Source organism: Kribbella antibiotica (genome assembly GCF_004349055.1).
GTDB lineage: Bacteria > Actinomycetota > Actinomycetes > Propionibacteriales > Kribbellaceae > Kribbella > Kribbella antibiotica.
Genome location: NZ_SMKX01000178.1, coordinates 1 through 16,984, shown reverse-complemented (window position 1 = coordinate 16,984; position 16,984 = coordinate 1). Strand labels below are relative to the sequence as shown.

Sequence of the window (16,984 nt, the reverse complement as noted above, 5' to 3'; positions counted from 1 at the left end):
GGGGCTACGCGGCGACGGGGAGCGGGGTGAGCTTGGCGCGGAGGTGGTCGAGGGTTTTGCGGAGGACTCGCGAGACCTGCATCTGGCTGACGCCGATGTCCTTGCCGATCTCGGACTGGGTCCAGCCTTCGATGAAGCGCAGCTGCAGGATGCGGCGTTCGCGGTCGTTGAGGTCCTGCAGGACCGGCTGGAGCATCTCGACCGTCTCGAGCTGGTCGATGCTGGTGTCGTCGGTGTCGGCGACCACATCGGCCAGGGTCAGGTCGGCGTCGGTCTCGGCCGGGCGGTCAAGGGACAGGACGTTGAAGCAGCCCTTGGCAGCCATCGCCTGCTCGACCTCGGTCACCTCTACCTCAAGGTGCTCGGCCAGCTCGGCCGGGGTGGGCTCGCGGTTGAGCTCCTGCTCGAGCTCCGGCAGCTTGCCGGCGATCGTGCCCTGCATCTCCTGCAGCCGGCGCGGGATGCGGACCGTCCAGGCGCAGTCGCGGAAGTACCGCTTGACCTCGCCGCGGATGGTCGGGATGGCGAAACCGATGAACGGCGTCTCCGCCTCGAGCCGGTAGTGGTGCGCGGCCTTCACGAGCCCGAGGTAGGCGACCTGCTCCAGATCGTCGGCCTCGGCGCCGCGGCCCCGGAAGCGGCGGGCGATCCCGCGCGCCATCTCCAGGTTGAGCTCGACGACCTCTTCGAGCAGTTCCTGACGCTCGAACTCGTCGGTGCTGGTGGCTCGGCGTTCCATCAGTTCGCGGGTGGCAACCTCGCGGGCGGCCCGATCGGCCGGGGTGGAGCACTTGACGGTGTTCTTCATGTGGATGACCTCGCGACTGGAGTCACGGCGTAGCTCTTAGCTGAACCACGGTCATGCCTGCCCACATCCCGTACCCACCTCGCCGGATCGCATGCATCGATGGCTCCAGACCTCCGTTTCGCTCACGCAGAGCTAGCGAACGAGGCCATCCAACGCTTGTTTGAGCCTCCCGGGTTGACAGTGCGTAATGAGGCAGACACGGGGCCCCCAAACATGTACGATGCAAATGCAAGGCCAAATGCACGTGCATATGCCAAGGACGTACGGAAGGTGCAGCTAATGACTGCTATCTACAACGGCATGCCGAGCGACTCCATCACTGAGCTCACATGGAAGAAGAGCCAGCGGAGTGGCCCGACCGGCAACTGCGTAGAGGTGGCGAAGCTGCCGGGCGGCGGCGTGGCGATGCGGAACTCGCGTCACACCGATGGACCGGCACTGGTATTCACCAAAGCGGAGATCGAAGCTTTCCTGGGCGGCGCCCAGGACGGGGAGTTCGACTACCTCGTTTGAGTTACCGAGACTCCGGAAACGGACCAGGGCCCCTTCGCCAGGCGAGTGACGAAGGGGCCCTTTTTCCTGCCCTCTGAAGCCGGCCCCGCAACGTCGAAGGCCGGCTCTCGGAGGGAGAGCCGGCCTTCGGTGTTACCGGGAATGCTTCGGGGAGCAGTCCTTACTACTACTGAACAGTGAGCGGCCAGAGCTGTTCGCTGCTCGGCAGCTCGGACGCCTTGCCGGTGGCCGCGTTGTCCACCGTGATCCGCAGACCGGTGAACTTGGGCGTCATCACCCGCTGGTACCGGGAGGCACGGTCAGGCTCGGCCAGGTACTCCGCGATCAGGTGATCTCCCAGCCAGATCCGTACCATTTTCCGTCCTCCTCGGTCGGTGCTCATGGAGCCAGGCTCACGATGGGGTCACCGTCGAGCTGACGGACACCGCGCAACCAGCCTTCGAAGGCCCAGCGCTGCTGCTCGGGGCAGCGCGCCACCAGTTCCTGGATCTCCCGCTCAGTCAGCTCGTCGGGCGCGCGTCCGCCTGCATAGGCAGAGTGCTCGGCTACCTCACTGTTGTCGTCAATCATCGACTCGGGTTCCCCAACCAGTCATGCCGGTGATTCGTCACCAGCGATCTGTAGGACCGGCCCGCCGGCTCTCGTAATGACACCGCTCGCGCGATGTCACGTTTTGCGAGAACTAGCTCACCTTCTGTGCATGAAGCAATCATGGCGTCGGCACGTTGCGAATGCAAGCGCCAGATGCACGTGCATCCGCACGTTGACCGTTTCGAGACCACAATCGCCCCCTTCGCGCCTGACTCGGCTCCCCGAGACCTCAGCGAACGCCGTTCGACGGCCAGTCGGGCCGTAAGTTTGTCTTGACAAATGAATTCGCCTTCGAGGGCCCCCGGATCACCGAAAGTCACCACCGCTGGCGATTCGCGTGGCTTATGTAAGAACTTCGGCAGATTCAGGCTCGGGCGTGCGATGATGTCTGCCTGCGAGCCCGGTTCCCGCCGGAATCGCGGGCTGGGGACGCTGAGGACGACGCTGAAACACAGCACTGGGGGCCGGAGGTGAGTGTGACCGAGTCGGGCGCGCAAAGCGGGCCGACAGCGCTCCGCATCATCCTCGGAGGGCACCTGCGCCGGATGCGTGATGCCGCCGGAATCAGCCGATCGGATGCCGGCTGGGAGATCCGCTCGTCGGAGTCGAAGGTCAGCCGGATGGAGCTCGGCCGCGTCGGCTTCAAGGAGCGTGACGTCCGCGACCTGCTCACGCTCTACGGCCTGGACGACAGTGAGGAGCGCGAGCGGCTGCTTGCCCTTGCCCGGGAGGCGAACAATCCCGGCTGGTGGCACCGGTACGGCGATGTGCTGCCCAACTGGTTCCAGTCGTATCTGGGTCTGGAGTCGGTGGCGGCGCTGATTCGTTCCTACGAACTGCAGTTCGTGCCCGGCCTGCTGCAGACCCCGGACTACGTCCGGGCGGTCGTTCAACTGGGCCGCGGTCTGACCTCGGCCGAAGAGATCGAGCGCCGGGTCAACCTGCGGATCAGCCGCCAGGAGGTCCTGACCCGGCCGGCCCCGGTCCGGCTGTGGGCGGTCATCGACGAGGCAGCACTGCGCCGGCCGATCGGCGGCGCCAAGACGATCATGATGCAGATCGACCACCTGATCGAGATGAGCCAACTGCCGAACGTGACGATTCAGGTGATGGGCTTCGCCGCCGGTGGCCACGCTGCCACCGGCGGTGCGTACAGCATTCTCCGGTTCCCCGATGCCGACCTCGCCGATGTCGTGTACATCGAGCACCTGACCAGCGCGCTGTACCTGGACAAGCTGGAAGACCTCGATCAGTACACGGCGACGATGGAGGCGCTCTGCGTCGCGGCTCCGCCGCCGAACAAGACGCGGGACATCCTCGCCGACATCCGCCGCGACTTCGACGCCTGACCGCTCGTCGGCGAGCCCCCAGTCCCAGGCTGCTGCGGTCGATGGAATCGCGAAGGTGGAAAGCGGGACGGACACGGGCGACAGGGATCCAGCATGCCCGCCCCGCTGCTCAGGGACCGCTGATCCGTTGATGGAACATCTGGTCGTCATAGGACGACCGTACGGAGGGTGACAACCTCATCACCATCCGAATTTAGGTCGCCCATCGGGGCTCGCGACGTACCGTTCGACACCGAAAATGCAAGGTTGTGGACAACTGGCTACCGAGCAATCAGCTCCGCGATCAGCGAGCTGGAATCGCGCGGGCCTAGAGCCCTGGCACGCAACTGGTCAAAGGCCTGGCCGTACCGGTCGATCTCGGCCTCCAGCTCCAGGAAATGATCCCCGGCCAGCCGCTCCTCATAGACAACGTCCGATGCCCCACCGCCGAAAATGAGCCGGACGAACGATCCGGTCATCGCCGGATGGGCCCCGTTGGCAAACGGAATCACCTGCAGGTCGACGTTGGGGCGGTCATTGAGCTCCAGCAACTTACCGAGCTGCGCACGTCTGACGGCCGGACCACCGACCACCCGATGGAGAGCCGCCTCGTCGACAACAGCCCAGAGCTGCAACGGATCTGCGCCTTCCCGCTGCCGGGTCAGGATCGTTTGCCGTTGCATCCGAACCCGAACCCGCCGTTCGATGGCCGCCTCGTCCATCGGCAAGGCGTCGACCATGGTCGCCCGGGCGTACTCCTCGGTCTGTAGCAGGCCGGGGATGACGATCGTTTCGAAGTTGTGCATGGCCTTGGCCTCGGACTCGAAGCCGATATAGGTGGCATAGCCATCTGACAACTCGTCCGCATACTCCACGGACTGCAGCAGCCACCCGGGATATCGTGCACTGCTGGCCAGGTCGACCAACGCCGTACGACGCCGCTGCGGGACGTCGTACAGGTCGAACAAGGTTTCCAGGGTGCCGGTGTGCGGCTTCGCACGCCCCGTCTCGAGCCGCCACAACGTTCCTTGGTTGACGCCGGTCTGCTCCTCGACCTGCTCACGGGTCAGTTGCGCGTCGGCGCGGAAGGCCCGCAGTTCGGCGGCCAACCGACGGAGGCGCACGGTGGGCGGACCTGGTGATCGCGGCATCCGCCCATCGTACGAGAGCCTCAGAGCTCCTTGAGGAACTCGATCAGCGCGGCGTTGACGACCTCGGGCTTCTCCTGCTGCGTCCAGTGCCCACAGTCCGGTACGTCGACGACGCCGCGCAGGTCGGGGACGATCGCACGCGCCGCCTCGTCCATCGGGTACAGCATCCGCACCATGTCCTTCTCACCACTGATGTAGAGCGACGGCGGTGTGATCGGCGCATCCTGCCAAGCCGCCAACTGCTCCCAGTTGTGGTCGAGGTTGCGGTAGTAGTTGAGGCCACCGGTGAAGCTGCTGGTCGTGAACTGCCGCACGAAGACCGCCAGGTCTTCCTCAGGAAGCCAGGCCGGTAGCTCCTCGGGATCAGCGAACTGACCAGCGAATCCGGGCGTCGGATTCGAGGTGGATACGCCGGCGTAGATCCGCCGCAGCGAACCCTCAATATCGTTGCCCAGCTCGGCATCCGCGACACCGGGCTCCTGGAAGTAGTTCTGATAGAAGTCCGGGCCGAACCGCTCCGCGGTGGCGGTCAGCGGGGGCACCGGACCACGCGGCCACGGCGGAACACTGATCCCAACCACGCCCCGTACGACGGCCGGTCGCAGCAAGGCGGTCTGCCACGCGACGATGGATCCCCAGTCGTGGCCGACGACGACGGCCTGCTCTTCGCCCAGTTCGTGGATGAGCGCGACGACGTCGCCGACCAGGTGGAAGATCGAGTACTGGTCGATCGCCTCGGGGCGGTCACTGTCGCCGTACCCGCGTTGATCGAGAGCGACGGCGTGATAGCCGGCGCCGGCGAGCGCTTCGAGTTGGTGCCGCCAGGAGTGTGAAGTCTCCGGGAAGCCGTGCACCAGCACGACGAGTGGGCCTTCGCCCTGCTCCGCGAGGTGGATGTCGATCCCGTTCAGACGGACAGATCGCTTGCTGGGCAAGGTGTTTCTCCCCAATTAGTTGCCGATGGATTCCAGGAGCGCTGCGCGCCTGGTCGCGAGGTCGGCCAGGGCGGCGTCAGCAGTGGCGCGAATGTCGCCCGGGCCCGGGTCTTCCGGCCCGAGCAGTGCGGTCACCGCAGCGGCGATCACCCGGGCCGGTTCGTCGACGGCGATGATTGCCAGGGCGCGGCGTTCGACTGCGGTGGCGAGGAAGCCCAGAAGCAAGGCCTGTAAAGCATAGGCCTGCTCGTCGAACTCCCAGTCGGTCCGGGCAAGGTTGTGCCGCCGCCAGACCGGAAGGGCTACTCGGAGCAGCGCAGCAGGGCCCAGGTTCTCCAGCAATTTGGCGCTGCGCGGGTGCTGGGTGAGGACCCCGAGCAGGTCCTCGTCCTCGGACTGGAGGGCGCTGATGAACGGGTGATCGACGGTGCTCTGGAGCAGCAACGGCAGCAGCCGGCTGGGCCGCGCGGCGTCCGGATCGGCGGTCAGCAACTCAGCGAACTCGTCGTGGGAGGCCAGGAAGTCGCGACCGAACAGACCGACCAGCAGATCCTCGCGGGTACTCCAGTGCAGATAAATGGTGCCCTTGGCAACATGCGCCCGGTCCGCGATCTCGGCGACCGTGAGGCCCTTCACGCCGCGTTTGAGCACCAGCTCCCGGGCGGCGCCGAGAATGCGCGCCGCGCTACCGGATTCCTGCTCGGCCAGTACCGCCATCATCGTCCTTCCACTCATACCCGTGCGATGTCCAAGTCCTTCATCCGGGCGGACCTGTTGTGGGTCCGGATGAACTTCAGCACCTGCGAGGCTACCGGCATCGTCGTTGCACGCATCATCAACCGGCGCACGGTGATCTGCTTGCGATTCGGGGTGAAGACTGCGGTCTGCTCATGCCCGAGCTGCTGGTAGTAGCCCATGTGCGGGCGCAGCTGGTTCTCCCACTCGGTCAGCGCGCGCCCGATGTCGCCGTACCGGCCGAGCATGGTGCCGAGCAGATCGGCTCCAGCCAGCCCGGCCGATACGCCCATCCCGGCATACAGGGTCACGCACCAGGCCGAGTCTCCGACCAGTACGACGCGGCCGCTGTGCCAGTGATCCATGTGGACCTGCTCGACCGAGTCGAACAGCAACTCGTCGGTGGCCTCGAGTGCTTCGAGCGCAGCGCCCAGCAGGTCGCCGGTGGGCTCGGGACCGAACGCCTTCCGCACGCGGGCGGCCGGTGGCTCGGTGAACTCGGCGTCGATGTCGTCGGTCTGGTATCCGAAGAGCAAGGTCGGCGCGTGGTCGGCGAACGGGAGCACCCACAACGAGCGGTCCGGCTCCAGCAGCGTGATGCCGTCCTGCGACGCGAGCTTGCCAAGCCCACCGGGCAGCTGGAACGCCGCGATCATGTAGTTCAGTCGATGCAGGTAGCGCTCGTCCGGCCCGAAGGCCAGCCTGCGCACCGTCGAGCGCAGACCGTCGGCGCCGACGACCAGGTCGAACCGTTCGGTGGCCGTGCTGCCGTCGGCGGTGTTCGTCAGGGTGACATCCACGCCGTCGGCGTCCTGCTCGATCGTGGTCGGCACGGTCGAGTACCGAACCTCGACGTCCGCAGGCAGGGCCTCGAACGCGGCCTGCTCGACGTCGCCGCGGACCATCAGCCACGGGTTGCCGGGGATGTCGCGGAAGCCGAAACCGGCTCGCCACTCGCCGAAGCGATCGGTGTCGTAGTGGTGCCCGTCGTAGGCCGTCCGGTCGTGCAGGGCGTCCAGGATGCCGAGCCGCTCGGCCGCCGTCTTGCCGACGCCGAACAGGCCGACGAAGTAGCCACCGGAACGTCGTTGGGGAGCCTTTTCGATCAGAACCGGAGTCCAGCCGGCCCGGAGGAGCGCGAGTGCTGTCGAGGTGCCGCTGATGCCGAGGCCAACAACCAGTGCTCGGCGCTGCCGTTCCGTTGTCGTGGTCATAGCTCCACAGTAGACACACTGACCAAATTCGTCATTTGGTTCAGTGGGTGAGGTGCGTCACTCCCCGCGACCGGCGCAACACGGCTCAGGAGTTGTCGGTCAGCCAGGTGATGAGGGGCTGAGTCGCCTGCCAGTCGGCGCGAATGGACGCGGCGAGCTCAGGCGTGTGAATGAGCGGCTCGAAGCCGTAGGACTTCATGACGGTCAGGGATTTGTGCCGCAACAGCTCGATCCGCGGGTGCTCGGCGTCGTAACCGCGCGGGCTCGTCTTGAGCCGATCACCGCCGACCTCCCAGCCGGCCGCCGCGAGGTCGGCGAGCAACCCTTCGAGTTGCTGACCGCGCCGATCCTCGTCGATGGCAGTGCGCAGCCGACCCAGTCGCTCCGCGCTGGACTCATAGAAACCGGCCGCCACCCGAACCCCGGGCGCCGCGACCTCGACGTACCAGCCGGTGGCCGGCGCCACGTCGATGAAGGCCCCCTGATGCGTCTTGTACGGCGTCTTGTCCTTCGCGAACCGGACATCGCGATACGGCCGGAAGAGCTTGGCCTTGCCGAACTCGGCCTCCAGCTCGGCCAGCAACTCTGTCATCGGTGCGCGGACCGATTCCTCCCAGACGTGTTTGTGCGCCGTCCAGTACGTCTTGGTGTTGTCCATCTCGAGGTCGTCGTAGAAGTCCAGCGCAGCCGCCGGGAAACCGGTGAAACCCATACCGGCAACCCTAGTCGGCTAGATCCAGCCGGCCTGTTCGGCCTTCCGGATCGCCTCGATCCGCGACCGCGCGTGCGTCTTGGCGAGGATGCGGGACAGGTAGTTGCGCACCGTCCCCGCACTCAGGCACAGCTTGCGCGCGACCTCCTGAGCGGTCGCGCCGGTCGTCACCAGTTTCAGTACTTCGCACTCCCGGTCGGTCAGCGGATTGTCCTTGACCCGGATCGCGGCCAGCATCAGCCCGGAATCCAGTACGGTCTGGCCGCGCGCGATCTTCCGGATCGCACCGACCAACTCGCCAGGCGAGGTATCGGTGCCAATCAACCCCACGCGGGGGGCTTGCCGAACCAGCCGCAGACTCGCGGCCGCCGGCAGATCCCGGTCGGACAGCACCAGCACTCCCCCGGCCGACGACCGGCGTGCCACCGCGTCGATCCCGCCGGCACCTGGCAGGTGTGCGTCCAGCACCATCACGTCGGGTCGCTCCCGCACCGAGGCCGGGAGGATGTCGTCCAGGTGGCCCAGCACGGCCACGACTTCCAGATCGTCTTCAGTAGCGAACACCGTGGCCAATGCTCCACGTAGCAATGTGCCCCGGTGTCCGAGCAGCACTCGGATCACGGCCCCGCCCCCCACGGCGAAAACTCACGCCACTCTGATGGCCCCCCAGCCGACTGACACCAGCAATGCTAGATAAGACTCCTGAAAAAGGCACGGATGTCCCCGACGAAAACGGCCGCTTGTTCCATGGCCGCAAAATGCCCGCCGTGCGGATGGCTGGTCCATCGGACGAGGTTGTTGGTCCGCTCCACCTTGTGCCGCAGCGGGATGAAGTTCTCGTGTGCGAGGTCGAGCAGCGCGGTCGGAGTGGTCGAGTTCTGATCCCCGTACGACGCGTGCGCCCGCTCGAAGTAGATCCGGCCGGCCGAACCCGCCGTCCGGGTCAGCCAGTAGAGCATCACGTTGGTGAGCAGGTGGTCGCGATCGAGCTTGCTGGCCGGATCGGTCCAGGCCGCAAACTTCTCCGCGATCCACGCCAACTGGCCGACGGGTGAATCGGTCAGCGCATAGGCCAGTGTCTGCGGCTTGGTCGACTGCAGGTCGGCGTACCCCTGCTCGTTCTTCGACCATTGCTGGAACCGTTCCCAAGATGCCCAGGTCCGGTCCCGCTCGGCCTGATCGAGCGGTTCGAGCTCCTCGGGTGTCGGCTCCGAGGTCGCACCGGCCCCCGGGATCAGGTTGAGGTGTACGCCGATCACCTGCTCCGGGTGGAGTCGCCCGAGTTCACGCGAGATCGCGGCACCCCAGTCACCACCCTGTACGCCGTACCGGTCGTAGCCGAGGCTGGTCATCAGCACCGACCAGGCTTTCGCGACCCGCTGGTACTCCCAGCCGCGGTCGCGGGTCGGCCCGGACAGACCGAAGCCGGGGATGCTCGGGATAACCAGGTGAAACGATTCCAGCAGCGGCCCGGCCACCTCGGTGAATTCGACGATCGAGCCGGGCCAGCCGTGCGTGAGGATCAGCGGGATCGCGTCCGGCGCCGCTGAACGCAGGTGCACGAAATGGACGTTTGCGCCGTCGATCGTGGTCGTGAACTGCGGCCATTCGTTCAGCCGCGCTTCGGCCGCTCGCCAGTCATAGCCGTCACGCCAGTACGCGGTGAGCTCTTGGAGATAGCCCAGCGGTACGCCGTACTCCCAGCCGACGCCGGGGAGTTCGTCAGGCCAGCGGACCAGGTCGAGCCGGGTCCGCAGATCTGTCAGGTCGCTGTCCGGCACTGCCAGCCGGAAGGGTTCGATAGTCATCGACCCCAGCCTCTCAGGCAGCGGCAGTGGCAGTGGCGCGAGCGGCCATCAGCTTTACGACGACAGCGGCTGCCAGCAGCAGGCCGCCGACGACGATCACCACGGTGACTAGCGTGCCGGCGTTGCTCAGCGCGTGGTCACAGGTCATCGGTGTCAGGCCGGCCGCCGTCCGGAACGCCGAGCCGCAGTAGGCGCCGGCCGACGAGACCGAGCGGAACCCGAGCGCAATCCCCCCGAGCAGGACCACCACCCCGGCGATACCGAGAACCTTGGTCAGCACCGTCATGACGTCAGCTCCGGTGCGTGTGGGCATGCCGACGGCATACCGCGCGAGCCCCGTTGCATTCGTTCACCCCATATCTCGACGGACCACCCGCATCCGAACTTACGGTCCGGACCGTAGGTTCCCCAGCCGAGGAGGCCGTCATGGGCAATTCTTCACAGAGTCCTTACTCAGAACATGACAGAGTGTGACCGCCGCCACGGATCCGGGCCGATTCAGAACCGCTCCAACAAGTGGACAGTGATCTCGCCACCTGGGCTTTTTGCCAATACGGCGCGAAGTTCCGCCTTCATCGGCAGTTTGTGCTTTCCGTCACCGAGAGCCATGAACGAACTCTCGGATCGTCCCGCGAACTATTCTGGGGATCATGAAGATTCGGCCAGGCGGCGCAGACGACGTACCGGCGGTGCTGGCTTTGCTGGACGGCGCGACCGAGTGGCTGGTCGCGCAGGGGCGAACCGATCAGTGGGGCACGCAGCCGCACTCGACCAGCCCGTGGCGAACCGCACAGATCTCCGGGTACGCCGCGGAGGGCGGCCTCTGGATCGCCGAGGACGACGGACGTCCCGTTGGCGCGCTGGCCATCGGGGACGCCAAGCCGCCGGTTCCGCCGGCCGCGGAACCCGAGATCTTCGTCCGGCTGCTCGTCACCGACCGCACGCTGACCGGCCAGGGCCTCGGCCGCGTACTGCTCGACCATGCGCGCCAGCTAGCCCGCGACGCCGGGATCAGCGTCGTACGGCTTGATTGTTTTGCGGGCAACGACGGCGCCCTGATCCAGTACTACGAATCGCAGGGCTTCACGCGGGACGTGCCCTTCAGTGTCCAGCGGGAGAATGCCCCGGACTGGCCAGGTCAGGTCCTCGTCCAACGGCTGTGATCGACCGGTGCACGGTGCCATGCGCGTCCGAGCAATGCGCGTCGATCTCGTCGCCACTCGCATGGTCGACCTGCAAAGTCGAGTGCGTCAGGCCGTGCTGCTCAGCCAGCAGCGACTCGATCTGGACCCGGATCTGGTGACAGTCCAGCCCCTCGGCGACCAGGATGTGCGCCGAGGCGGCCGGCTCGCCCGAGGTGATCTCCCAGACATGCAGGTCGTGCACCTCGACCACACCGTCGATCGCGCACAGCTCGGCGCCGAGCGCCTGCGGGTCGATCCTGGCCGGGGCAGCTTCGAGGAAGATCCGGCCTGAGTCGCGCACCAACGAAATGCCGGCCTTGAGCATCAGCGCGGCGACGATCAGTGCGGCGATCGCGTCCGCGCGGGCGAAGCCGGTCAGCAGCACAACCAGACCGGCGATCGCGGTCGCGATGAACGCGAACAGGTCGTTGAGGATGTGTTGATAGGCCCCTTCGACGTTGAGGCTGGAGCGGTTCGCCTTGCTGATCAGCCAGGTGGCGAACAGGTTGACCACGATGCCGGCCACACCGGTGATCAGAACCAGCGCACCCTTCACCTCGGGCGGGTGGATCATCCGGTTGACGGCCTCGTAAACGAAGAAAGCCGCGAGCAGCAGCAGGGTAATCCCGTTCGCCTGCGCGGACAGGATCTCGACCCGCTTGAACCCGTAGGTAAAACCGCCGGCCGGCGGTTTCGCCGACAACCGGATCGCGATCAGCGCGAGCACGATGGCGATCGCATCCGTCAGCATGTGCGCCGCGTCCGTGATCAGCGCCAGCGAACCGGCCGCGAACCCGACAATCACCTCCACCAGCATGAAGCCGACGATCAGCGCGAGCGCTCCGCTCAGCAGCTTCCGGTCGGCGTCACCGCTGACCGGATGCCCGTGGCCATGCCCGTGACCGTGTCCTTCAGCCATGTCAGCGCTCCGGGTGAATAGCGTCGGTGTGCTCGGTATGCGCGACCGCCAGGTCGACCAGCATCCGCACATGGGCATCATCCAGCCGGTAGAACGCGTTCCGCCCATCCCGCCGTACGGCGACCACTCGGTGCGCGCGCAGCAACCGCAAAGCATGCGATGTCGCCGACTCACTGAGCCCGGTCACGGCGGCCAGGTCGCAGACGCAGAGCTCACCGTCGAGCAATGCGACCAGCAATTTCAGCCGCCGCGGATCACCGAGCAGACTGAAGACGTCGGAAGTGTCGACGATGGCGTCCTCGGCCGGCATCCGGTCGTTGACGCTCGCGACCCGCTCCGGATCGACGAGCCGGACCGCACATTCGTCGAGACCCTGCACATCTGCAGAACTGTTCATATGTCCACGCTAACCGATCGCATCCGGGCGCGCCAGTTCCGTGACCGGCGCCACACAGACTCCACGGCGCTGTCACAATCGACCGGTGAACTATCCCGAGACCGCCGTCGGTGAACGCGCTTCGCTCGAACAGTTCCTCGACTTCCATCGGTACCGCGTCCTCAGCAGCCTCGACGATGTCACCGATGCCGAAGCCGCCGCGCGGGTGCTCCCGGCAACCGACATGACGATCGGCGGGCTCGTCAAACACCTGTCGGCGGTGGAGGACTTGTGGTTCAGCCGCAAGCTGCTCGACGTACCGAGTTCTGAGCCCTGGCATTCGGCGCCGTTCGATCAGGACCCCGACTGGGAGTGGCACTCGGCGGCTGACAACACGGTGGCTGAGATCAGGCAGTTGTACGTCGACGCCTGCGCAACGAGTCGTGCGGTGGCAGTGCAGTTCGGTTCACTCGATGATCAGGCCAAGCGGCCGTCGTTCGGTGATCACCAGCAGGTCAGTCTGCGGTGGATCTATCTGCACATGATCGAGGAGACCGCGCAGCACCGCGGGCACCTCGACCTGTTGCTCGACGCGGTGCGTCAGGCCAGACCGAGCCGGTAGGCATAGGCAACGGCCTGCGCCCGGTCCCGCAGATTGGCCTTGGCGAACAGGTGGTTGATGTGCGTCTTCACCGTCGCCTCACTGACCACTAACCGCCGCGCAATCTCGGTGTTCGACAACCCCTCAGCGATCAACCGCAGTACGTCGACCTCGCGCGGCGTCAGCCCACTGTCGACCGCCTTCGGCGCGGCAACCGCCCCTTCGATCAACCGACGCTGAACATCGGCGTCAAGGATCGACTGCCCGTCGGCCGCCGCCTGAATCGCACGCCCGATCGCCTCGGCGTCAGCATCCTTCGTGAGAAACCCACGCGCACCAGCCCGGAGCGCAGACAGCACCGACTCGTCATCGCTGTACGTCGTGAGGACCACGACCTCGGTCTGCGGATACTCCGTGCGGACCTGCCGAGTCGCTTCCACGCCATCGACGTTCGGCATCCGCAGGTCGACCAGCAGCACGTCCGGCCGATGCTCGGCGACCAGCTGCACCGCCTCGGCCCCATCGGACGCGGCCGCGACCACATCGATCCCGGGCAGCAGTTTCAGCAACGTCACCAGGCCGTCGCGAACGACTCGCTGGTCATCCGCGACCACCACCCGAACACTCATCCCGGCACCTTCAGCTCGACGCTCCACCCGTCAGCGGTCGGGCCAGCCGCCAGCGAACCACCCAGCAGCTCAGCCCGTTCCCGCATCCCGAGCAGACCATAACCGCCCGCCGCCGCTCGATCCGGGCGCCTCCCCGGCCGGTCCACCACAGTCAGCCGAACCACGTCGCCATACGACAAGGTCACCACCACCGGCGCCCCGACCGCATGCTTGCGGGTGTTGGCCAGCGCCTCCTGCAGCGTCCGGTACAGCGCGCTCATCACCTCGGCCGGCAGCTCCCGCGCCGTACCGATCACCTCAAAGGAAGCCGCCACCCCGGCCTCCAACCTGTACGCCGTGACCAGGTCGGCCAGCGCTCTTTCGTCCGGCACCGAGTCTTCGCGCAACGCGGCAACCGCCCGCCGCGCCTCGGCCAGCCCATCAGCCGCGAGCCCCTGCGCCCGCGTCACCTGGTCAATCGCCTCCGCCGAAGCGCCGTCGCGCACGAGCATCAACCGCGCACCCTGCAGGTTGAGCGACAACCCAGCAAGTGAATGCGCCAGTACGTCGTGCACGTCCCGCGCGATCCGCGCCCGCTCGGCCAATGCGGCAGCACGGCCATGCTCCTCGAGCGCGGCCTGCTTACGCGCCAGCGAAACCTCGAGCTCCTCCAACTGGGTCTCGCGATTCCGCCGGTTGATCGCGGCCAGCGAGAGCGCGAGCATCCCTAGCGCCGAACCGAACGCCGTCGTCAGCGAATGCGTGGCCAGGTAGAACGGGACGCTCACTCCCAGCGTCGCGACCACGATCACGGCGATCTCGAGAGGGCCCGCCTTGTGGTAGCGCAGTGCGGCGCGGCTGACCCAGTACGGCAGTACGACCAGCACGCTGTCCGGCAGCGCGTACCAGAGCAGCGACCCGGCCCCCGCGAACACCAACATCCCGACCGCAGCCCGGCCGACTGGTTCGCCGTACCGGAGACCCAACAGTGAAAAGTTGCTGAGGACAACCAATACGCCGAGGCCGACCAGGACCGGATACGGCCAGCGGCGCTCGTCGTCCGGGCCCGCGGAGATGATCAGGGTAACGATCACCAGCAGCGATGGGATCGAGCGCAGCACCAGAGCGGGCACGCTGGTGCTGCGTACCCGCTCGGCGAAAACGCGCGTCAGGTGCACGTGATCATCATGCCCGTTGCGTGGCGAGCGGGATGTGCATTCCGAGCGCCCGGCGGAAGATCATCGCGTTCTGCGCGCCGATCGTGATGCCGATGGTGAGCGCGATCGACGCGCGGCTGAGCACGCCGTGCGGCCAGACCGCCGACGACACCAGGACGCCGCCGACGCGCAGCCCGATGGTCAGCAGCCAGAGGATCAGCGTCGTACTGGTGCCCTTCTGCCACAGGCCGTCCGGGGTGTTGGTCAAGCGGACGCTGGCACCGCGCGCCACCCCGAGCCCGAGGAGGACGACGCAGTCCAGGATGAGGAAGGCGAGTTCGCCGGGCGTCGCCGTACCGAGGGCTGACGAAACCGACGCGAGGCCGATGACGACGAGGATCCCGGGCAACAGGAACAGGGATCGTTGCGAGACAAGCGATCCGGTCACCTGCCGGCCGACGACCCGCAGCAGCACCAATACTCCCGCCAGGATCCCGATGATGAGTCCAGCCGACATGTCCGTGGTCCTTTCCGAAGACGATTGCGATGTCTCCAATCTCCTCGGAAAGGACCGCTGCGACGTCAGCCTCGGGATGGCACCCGGGTGGAACCCAAGCCTCAACCCTGGGGTTGAGATCAGGCCAGGGACACCAGCGACAGGTAGTCGTCGGACCACAGGTCCTCGTCGGCATCCGGCAGGATCAGCACCCGGTCCGGGCGGAGAGCTTCGATGGCGCCCTCGTCGTGGGTGACCATCACGGTCGCGCCCGGGTAGCGGCCGACTGCGCCGAGCACCTCGTCGCGGGAGGCAGGGTCCAGGTTGTTGGTCGGCTCGTCGAGCAACAGCACGTTGGCGCCGGAGTGAACCAGACCGGCCAAGGCCAGCCGGGTCTTCTCGCCGCCGGAGAGCACGCCCGCCGGCTTGTCCACGTCGTCGCCGCTGAACAGGAACGAGCCGAGCACGTTCCGGACCTCGCCGTCGGTGAGCCCGGGCGCAACCGCCGCCAGGTTCTGCCGGACCGTGACGGCCAGGTCCAGGGTGTCGTGTTCCTGCGCGAAATACCCGAGCCGCAACCCATGTCCCGGTACGACGCGGCCCTCGTCCGGCGTTTCCCGGCCCGCGAGTAGCCGCAGCAGCGTGGTTTTCCCGGCACCGTTGAGCCCCAGTACGACGACCCGGCTACCGCGGTCGATCGCCAGGTCGACACCGTCGAGAACCTTGAGAGCGCCGTACGACTTCTTCAAGCCGTGAGCGGTCAGCGGGGTCTTACCGGACGGGACGGGGTCAGGCAGCCGGATCTTGGCCACCCGATCGGTACGGCGTACTGCTTCCAGTCCTGACAGCAGTTTGTCCGCCCGGCGAGCCATGTTTCGCGCGGCCGACGCCGTACCGGCGCTGGACTGCATCTTGCGGGACTGCGCCTGCAGGATCGCCGCCTTGCGTTCGGCGGTGATCCGCTCCCGGGTCCGGCGGCGTTCGTCGAGCTCGAGCTGCTGCAGGTACTTCTTCCAGCCGGTGTTGTGGATGTCGATCGTGGTCCGCTGCGGATCCAGATGGAACACCCGGTTGACCGTTGCCTTCAGCAACTCGCGATCGTGACTGATCACGATCAGCCCACCCGGATACCCAAGCAGGAACGACCGCAACCACTGCACGGAATCGGCGTCCAAGTGGTTGGTCGGCTCGTCGAGCAGCAACGTCTCGTGTTGCGCGAACAGGATCCGCGCCAGCTCGACCCGGCGTCGCTGCCCACCGGACAACTCCCCCACCGGCTGCTCAAGCGCCCGCACCGGCAGACCGACACCCCCGGCCAGCCGGGCCGCTTCAGCCTCGGCGGCATAACCGCCGCCCGCCTGGAACCGCGTTTCGGCCCGTGCATACGCCGCCATCGTGCGCTCCTGAGCGGCACCAGTCGCCGTACTCATCGCTGCCTCGGCCTTCCGCAGGTCGCGGATGGCGGTGTCGAGGCCACGGGCAGACAGGATCCGATCGGTGACCGACGTACCGGGGTCAGCCGCGCGCGGGTCCTGCGCCAGGTAGCCGACGGATCCGGAGACCGTGACGGTCCCGGCGGCCGGACGCTCTTCCCCCGCGAGCGTCCTCAACAGGGTGGTCTTGCCGGCCCCATTCCGCCCGACAAGCCCAACCCGGTCCCCCGGCCCGACGTGAAACGACAAGCCGGACAGCAGCAGACGCGCCCCGACCCGAAGATCTACACCACTAACGGTGATCATGACTATGACTCTCTGTGAGGAACTGCGGACACACTTCACCTGCAGAAGCGGGTCGCGTCCCTAAACACAGAGGCAAGTAGCCATACCCCGAGAGTAAATCGCCCACCCC

At 66.6% G+C, this 16,984-nt stretch carries 21 protein-coding genes; 4 read left to right on the top strand and 17 right to left on the bottom strand.

All coding sequences use genetic code 11. The features are described from left to right. Positions 1-4 precede the first annotated feature (4 nt). A complete protein-coding gene (locus E1263_RS36965; protein ID WP_132176118.1) occupies positions 5-808 on the bottom strand; it encodes a SigB/SigF/SigG family RNA polymerase sigma factor in 804 nt (267 codons plus the stop codon). Positions 809-1,087: 279 nt separating this feature from the next. Here E1263_RS36965 and E1263_RS36960 point away from each other — a divergent pair, with 279 nt between their 5' ends. Further along, positions 1,088-1,321, top strand: a complete 234-nt coding sequence (locus tag E1263_RS36960; RefSeq protein WP_132176117.1) for a DUF397 domain-containing protein — start codon at positions 1,088-1,090, stop codon at positions 1,319-1,321. 166 nt (positions 1,322-1,487) lie between these two features. Here the strand turns inward: E1263_RS36960 and E1263_RS36955 are convergent, their stop codons facing one another. Then, positions 1,488-1,676: a hypothetical protein gene (locus E1263_RS36955; RefSeq protein ID WP_132176115.1), complete on the bottom strand. Its 189-nt coding sequence runs from the start codon at positions 1,674-1,676 to the stop codon at positions 1,488-1,490. A gap of 23 nt (positions 1,677-1,699) precedes the next feature. Then, a complete protein-coding gene (locus E1263_RS36950; protein WP_132176112.1) occupies positions 1,700-1,891 on the bottom strand; it encodes a hypothetical protein in 192 nt (63 codons plus the stop codon). A gap of 497 nt (positions 1,892-2,388) precedes the next feature. On the opposite strand from E1263_RS36950, the gene E1263_RS36945 reads away from it, so the two are divergent. After that, entirely contained in the window at positions 2,389-3,261 is an 873-nt protein-coding gene (locus E1263_RS36945; RefSeq protein WP_132176124.1) for a helix-turn-helix domain-containing protein, read from the top strand. 260 nt (positions 3,262-3,521) lie between these two features. Here the strand turns inward: E1263_RS36945 and E1263_RS36940 are convergent, their stop codons facing one another. From E1263_RS36940 to E1263_RS36905, 8 genes are all read right to left on the bottom strand, one after another. Next, positions 3,522-4,391: a helix-turn-helix domain-containing protein gene (locus E1263_RS36940; protein WP_132176110.1), complete on the bottom strand. Its 870-nt coding sequence runs from the start codon at positions 4,389-4,391 to the stop codon at positions 3,522-3,524. A 20-nt stretch (positions 4,392-4,411) separates the two neighbouring features. Further along, positions 4,412-5,326: an alpha/beta fold hydrolase gene (locus E1263_RS36935; protein WP_132176108.1), complete on the bottom strand. Its 915-nt coding sequence runs from the start codon at positions 5,324-5,326 to the stop codon at positions 4,412-4,414. Positions 5,327-5,341: 15 nt separating this feature from the next. Continuing rightward, positions 5,342-6,061 carry a TetR/AcrR family transcriptional regulator gene (locus E1263_RS36930; protein WP_202869238.1) on the bottom strand — a complete coding sequence of 240 codons (720 nt, stop codon included), beginning with the start codon at positions 6,059-6,061 and terminating at the stop codon, positions 5,342-5,344. Then, entirely contained in the window at positions 6,058-7,275 is a 1,218-nt protein-coding gene (locus E1263_RS36925) for an FAD-dependent monooxygenase (RefSeq protein WP_132176106.1), read from the bottom strand. Before E1263_RS36925 ends, E1263_RS36930 begins: the two co-directional genes overlap by 4 nt. Positions 7,276-7,360: 85 nt before the next feature. Then, positions 7,361-7,987, bottom strand: a complete 627-nt coding sequence (locus E1263_RS36920) for a DUF2461 domain-containing protein (protein WP_132176104.1) — start codon at positions 7,985-7,987, stop codon at positions 7,361-7,363. 18 nt (positions 7,988-8,005) lie between these two features. Beyond that, entirely contained in the window at positions 8,006-8,551 is a 546-nt protein-coding gene (locus E1263_RS36915; RefSeq protein ID WP_238161876.1) for a response regulator transcription factor, read from the bottom strand. Between the two features lie 125 nt (positions 8,552-8,676). Then, entirely contained in the window at positions 8,677-9,795 is a 1,119-nt protein-coding gene (locus tag E1263_RS36910) for an epoxide hydrolase family protein (protein WP_132176100.1), read from the bottom strand. Between the two features lie 13 nt (positions 9,796-9,808). Next, on the bottom strand, positions 9,809-10,108 hold the full coding sequence (locus E1263_RS36905) for a hypothetical protein (RefSeq protein ID WP_132176098.1): 300 nt from the start codon (positions 10,106-10,108) through the stop codon (positions 9,809-9,811). Positions 10,109-10,445: 337 nt separating this feature from the next. On the opposite strand from E1263_RS36905, the gene E1263_RS36895 reads away from it, so the two are divergent. Further along, positions 10,446-10,958, top strand: coding sequence for a GNAT family N-acetyltransferase (locus tag E1263_RS36895; RefSeq protein WP_132176094.1), 513 nt, complete (start codon positions 10,446-10,448; stop codon positions 10,956-10,958). Here E1263_RS36895 and E1263_RS36890 read toward each other — a convergent pair. Next, a complete protein-coding gene (locus tag E1263_RS36890; protein WP_132176092.1) occupies positions 10,897-11,898 on the bottom strand; it encodes a cation diffusion facilitator family transporter in 1,002 nt (333 codons plus the stop codon). The genes E1263_RS36895 and E1263_RS36890 overlap by 62 nt on opposite strands. 1 nt (position 11,899) lies before the next feature. After that, a complete protein-coding gene (locus tag E1263_RS36885) occupies positions 11,900-12,295 on the bottom strand; it encodes an ArsR/SmtB family transcription factor (protein ID WP_132176090.1) in 396 nt (131 codons plus the stop codon). A gap of 85 nt (positions 12,296-12,380) precedes the next feature. Here E1263_RS36885 and E1263_RS36880 point away from each other — a divergent pair, with 85 nt between their 5' ends. Continuing rightward, positions 12,381-12,896: a mycothiol transferase gene (locus E1263_RS36880; RefSeq protein WP_165956878.1), complete on the top strand. Its 516-nt coding sequence runs from the start codon at positions 12,381-12,383 to the stop codon at positions 12,894-12,896. Here E1263_RS36880 and E1263_RS36875 read toward each other — a convergent pair. The 4 genes from E1263_RS36875 to E1263_RS36860 all read right to left on the bottom strand — a co-directional run bounded on the left by E1263_RS36875 (position 12,875) and on the right by E1263_RS36860 (position 16,875). Next, positions 12,875-13,504, bottom strand: a complete 630-nt coding sequence (locus E1263_RS36875) for a response regulator (protein ID WP_132176087.1) — start codon at positions 13,502-13,504, stop codon at positions 12,875-12,877. The genes E1263_RS36880 and E1263_RS36875 overlap by 22 nt on opposite strands. Next, entirely contained in the window at positions 13,501-14,661 is a 1,161-nt protein-coding gene (locus E1263_RS36870; RefSeq protein WP_202869237.1) for a sensor histidine kinase, read from the bottom strand. The genes E1263_RS36875 and E1263_RS36870 overlap by 4 nt, the downstream gene beginning before the upstream one ends. A gap of 7 nt (positions 14,662-14,668) precedes the next feature. Further along, positions 14,669-15,157 carry a hypothetical protein gene (locus E1263_RS36865; protein ID WP_132176085.1) on the bottom strand — a complete coding sequence of 163 codons (489 nt, stop codon included), beginning with the start codon at positions 15,155-15,157 and terminating at the stop codon, positions 14,669-14,671. A 119-nt stretch (positions 15,158-15,276) separates the two neighbouring features. Beyond that, positions 15,277-16,875 (bottom strand): ABC-F family ATP-binding cassette domain-containing protein, encoded by a 1,599-nt coding sequence (locus E1263_RS36860; protein ID WP_132176083.1) that lies wholly within the window; start codon positions 16,873-16,875, stop codon positions 15,277-15,279. Positions 16,876-16,984: the final 109 nt, after the last annotated feature.

What these genes read in the sequence shown, in the direction of transcription:
- E1263_RS36930 (WP_202869238.1), bottom strand. Translation starts at nt 6,061, where the DNA reads ATGAGTGGAAGGACGATGATGGCGGTACTGGCCGAGCAGGAATCCGGT.
- E1263_RS36865 (WP_132176085.1), bottom strand. Translation starts at nt 15,157, where the DNA reads ATGTCGGCTGGACTCATCATCGGGATCCTGGCGGGAGTATTGGTGCTG.
- E1263_RS36910 (WP_132176100.1), bottom strand. Translation starts at nt 9,795, where the DNA reads ATGACTATCGAACCCTTCCGGCTGGCAGTGCCGGACAGCGACCTGACA.
- E1263_RS36905 (WP_132176098.1), bottom strand. Translation starts at nt 10,108, where the DNA reads ATGCCCACACGCACCGGAGCTGACGTCATGACGGTGCTGACCAAGGTT.
- E1263_RS36890 (WP_132176092.1), bottom strand. Translation starts at nt 11,898, where the DNA reads ATGGCTGAAGGACACGGTCACGGGCATGGCCACGGGCATCCGGTCAGC.
- E1263_RS36960 (WP_132176117.1), top strand. Translation starts at nt 1,088, where the DNA reads ATGACTGCTATCTACAACGGCATGCCGAGCGACTCCATCACTGAGCTC.
- E1263_RS36920 (WP_132176104.1), bottom strand. Translation starts at nt 7,987, where the DNA reads ATGGGTTTCACCGGTTTCCCGGCGGCTGCGCTGGACTTCTACGACGAC.
- E1263_RS36895 (WP_132176094.1), top strand. Translation starts at nt 10,446, where the DNA reads ATGAAGATTCGGCCAGGCGGCGCAGACGACGTACCGGCGGTGCTGGCT.
- E1263_RS36965 (WP_132176118.1), bottom strand. Translation starts at nt 808, where the DNA reads ATGAAGAACACCGTCAAGTGCTCCACCCCGGCCGATCGGGCCGCCCGC.
- E1263_RS36955 (WP_132176115.1), bottom strand. Translation starts at nt 1,676, where the DNA reads ATGGTACGGATCTGGCTGGGAGATCACCTGATCGCGGAGTACCTGGCC.
- E1263_RS36925 (WP_132176106.1), bottom strand. Translation starts at nt 7,275, where the DNA reads ATGACCACGACAACGGAACGGCAGCGCCGAGCACTGGTTGTTGGCCTC.
- E1263_RS36860 (WP_132176083.1), bottom strand. Translation starts at nt 16,875, where the DNA reads ATGATCACCGTTAGTGGTGTAGATCTTCGGGTCGGGGCGCGTCTGCTG.
- E1263_RS36940 (WP_132176110.1), bottom strand. Translation starts at nt 4,391, where the DNA reads ATGCCGCGATCACCAGGTCCGCCCACCGTGCGCCTCCGTCGGTTGGCC.
- E1263_RS36950 (WP_132176112.1), bottom strand. Translation starts at nt 1,891, where the DNA reads ATGATTGACGACAACAGTGAGGTAGCCGAGCACTCTGCCTATGCAGGC.
- E1263_RS36875 (WP_132176087.1), bottom strand. Translation starts at nt 13,504, where the DNA reads ATGAGTGTTCGGGTGGTGGTCGCGGATGACCAGCGAGTCGTTCGCGAC.
- E1263_RS36885 (WP_132176090.1), bottom strand. Translation starts at nt 12,295, where the DNA reads ATGAACAGTTCTGCAGATGTGCAGGGTCTCGACGAATGTGCGGTCCGG.